Annotated in this window: 2 protein-coding genes; both read right to left on the minus strand. The window is 62.4% G+C overall.

The window, feature by feature from the left end:
- A partial coding sequence (locus tag DM373_RS28265) for an efflux RND transporter permease subunit (protein WP_110996599.1) occupies nucleotides 1-2091 on the minus strand: 2091 nt, incomplete at its 3' end.
- The coding region (locus tag DM373_RS28270) for an efflux RND transporter periplasmic adaptor subunit (RefSeq protein WP_157966907.1) at nucleotides 2088-2828 on the minus strand (741 nt) is incomplete at its 5' end. The genes DM373_RS28265 and DM373_RS28270, both read right to left, overlap by 4 nt.

Consider the following 2828-nt stretch of genomic DNA (forward strand, 5'->3'; position numbering starts at 1 on the left):
GGTCGTGCGGTCGATCTGCGCCAGGTCGCTGCCGGCCACCTTTACGCCAATCGGGCTCTTGATACCGGTGGCGAGCATGTCGATTCGGTTGCGGATTGGCGGAATCCAGATGTTGGTCAGGCCCGGTACGCGTACGGTCCGGTCGAGTTCCTCGACCAGTTTTTCGCTGGTCATTCCTGGCCGCCACTGATCCTTGGGCTTGAGCCGCACGATGGTCTCGAACATCTCCAACGGTGCCGGGTCGGTGGCTGACTCCGCGCGACCGGCCTTGCCGAACACACTGGCGACTTCTGGCACCGTGCGGATCAGTCTATCGGTGCGCTGCAGCAGCTCCGAGGCCTTTTGCGCCGACAGGCCTGGCAGGGCCGAGGGCATGTACAGCAGGTCACCTTCGTCCAGCGGCGGCAGGAATTCTCCACCCAGGTGGCTCAATGGCCACAGGCTGCTGAGCAAGATCGCCAGCGCGCCCAACAGCGTCAACCACGGCCTACGCAGTACGACCTCAAGCGCCGGCCGGTACACGCGAATCAGCCCACGGTTGAGTGGATTACGCTGCTCGGCAGGCAATGGCCCACGGATCCAGTAGCCCATTAGCACCGGCACCAATGTCACGGCTAGCCCCGCCGCGGCCGCCATGGCGTAGGTCTTGGTGAACGCCAGGGGTGCGAACAGCCGTCCCTCCTGGGCCTGCAAGGTGAACACCGGCACGAACGACAGGGTGATGATCATCAGGCTGAAGAACAGCGCCGGCCCGACCTCCACGGCGGCATCTGTCATGACCCGCCAGTGCTCGGCTCCTCTCAGCACCTGCCCCGGATGACGGGCATGCCAGGCCTCGACCCGTTTGTGCGCGTTTTCGATCATCACCACAGCGGCATCGACCATTGCGCCAATGGCGATGGCAATTCCGCCCAGAGACATGATGTTGGCGTTGATGCCCTGGTGCCGCATGATGATCAGCGCGATCAGCACCCCCACCGGCAATGACACGATCGCAACCAGCGACGAGCGCAGGTGCCACAGGAAGGCCGCACACACCAGTGCGACCACGATGAACTCCTCGATCAACTTGTGACTGAGGTTGTCTACGGCGCGGTCGATCAATTGGCTGCGGTCATAGGTAGTCACCAGCTCGACGCCGGCGGGCAGGCTTTTCTTCAGTGTTTCGAGCTTTTCCTTCACACGGGTGATGGCTTCCCGGGCATTCTTGCCGCTGCGCAGGATCACCACGCCGCCCACGGCTTCGCCTTCGCCGTCCAGCTCCCCGATGCCCCGCCGGGCTTCCGGCCCGAGTTGTACTCGGGCGACGTCGCCCAGCGTCACCGGTGCACCGTTGGCAGCCAAGCGCAGGGGGATGGCGCGAAAGTCGTCCAGCGTCTTCAGGTAGCCCGAGGCCCGCACCATGAATTCCGCCTCACCTTGTTCCAGCACGCCACCGCCCGTTTCCTGATTGGCCTTGCCGATGGCGTTTGCGACCTCGCCCTGGGTGATGCCGAGACTGGCCATACGCAGCGGGTCGAGTACCACCTGGTACTGCTTGACCATGCCGCCAATGCTTGCCACTTCAGCGACATCCGGTACGGTCTTGAGCTCAAAGCGCAGGAACCAATCCTGCAGGCTGCGCAGCTGTGCCAGATCATGCCTGCCACTGCGGTCGACCAAAGCGTACTGGTAGATCCAGCCAACGCCTGTGGCGTCCGGCCCAAGTGCTGGTTTGGCTGAGGCAGGCAGGCGCGACTGAACCTGGCTCAGGTACTCCAACACGCGTGAGCGTGCCCAGTACACGTCGGTGCCATCTTCAAACAGCACGTAGACGAAGCTGTCGCCGAAGGCAGAAAAGCCACGTACGGTCTTGGCGCCCGGTACCGAGAGCATCGTGGTGGTCAGCGGATAGGTGACCTGGTTTTCGACGATCTGGGGTGCTTGCCCTGGGTAGGAGGTACGGATGATCACTTGGGCGTCCGACAGATCGGGCAAGGCATCGATCGGCAGGCTGCGCAGCGAAAATATCCCCCAGGCCACCAGGAACAAAGTGGTGAGCAGAACCAGTATGCGATTGCTCACTGACCAACGAATCAGTTTTTCGATCATGGCTGGCCCTCCAGCGCATTGATCTGCTCGATGACCATGCCGTCGTCGCGCTTCCGAACACCAAAGCGGATACGTTCACCCACCTTGAGCCCAGTAATCAGCGTGGGGTCGGCCACATGAAAAGTCATGGTCATCCCAGGCATTCCCAGGGTGACGAAAGGCCCATGGGCGATGGTCAGCTGATTACCTTCAATTTGCACGATTCGACCGTCTGCTTCATGCAGCTCGGGCGGTTGCGAGGCGGCCGGTGAGTCCGAGGCGGTGGTCGCCTCGATGCCTTTGAGGCTGGCTTCGGAGTCGATCAGGAACTGTCCGGATGCCACGACTTTTTGCCCGGCCTGCAGGCCTTTCAAGATGGTAACCTGGCCGCCGTTCTCCTGGCCTAGCAGCACTTCCACTGGGCGGAACCGGCCTTGGTCTTCGGCCACCATCACCAGATCACGTTTGCCGGTGCGGATTACGGCCTCGGCAGGTAGCAGCAGGCTGTCATCGGCGTTTTCGCCTGGGCGCAGCGCAACCTGCGCGGTCATTCCCGGCCGTAGCCGACCATCTTTGTTGGGCAGCTCAATACGCAGGCGCAAGGTACGGCTTTGCAGGTCTGCATCCGCGAGCAGAGCTGTCAGTTTGCCTAGAACGGTCTCGCCGGGATAAGCCGGCAAGTGGGCCTCTACTGCTTGCCCCTCGTGCAGGCCACTTGCCTGAGCTTCCGGCACAGCGGCTTCGAGCCACACATTCGC

Source organism: Pseudomonas sichuanensis (assembly GCF_003231305.1).
GTDB lineage: Bacteria > Pseudomonadota > Gammaproteobacteria > Pseudomonadales > Pseudomonadaceae > Aquipseudomonas > Aquipseudomonas sichuanensis.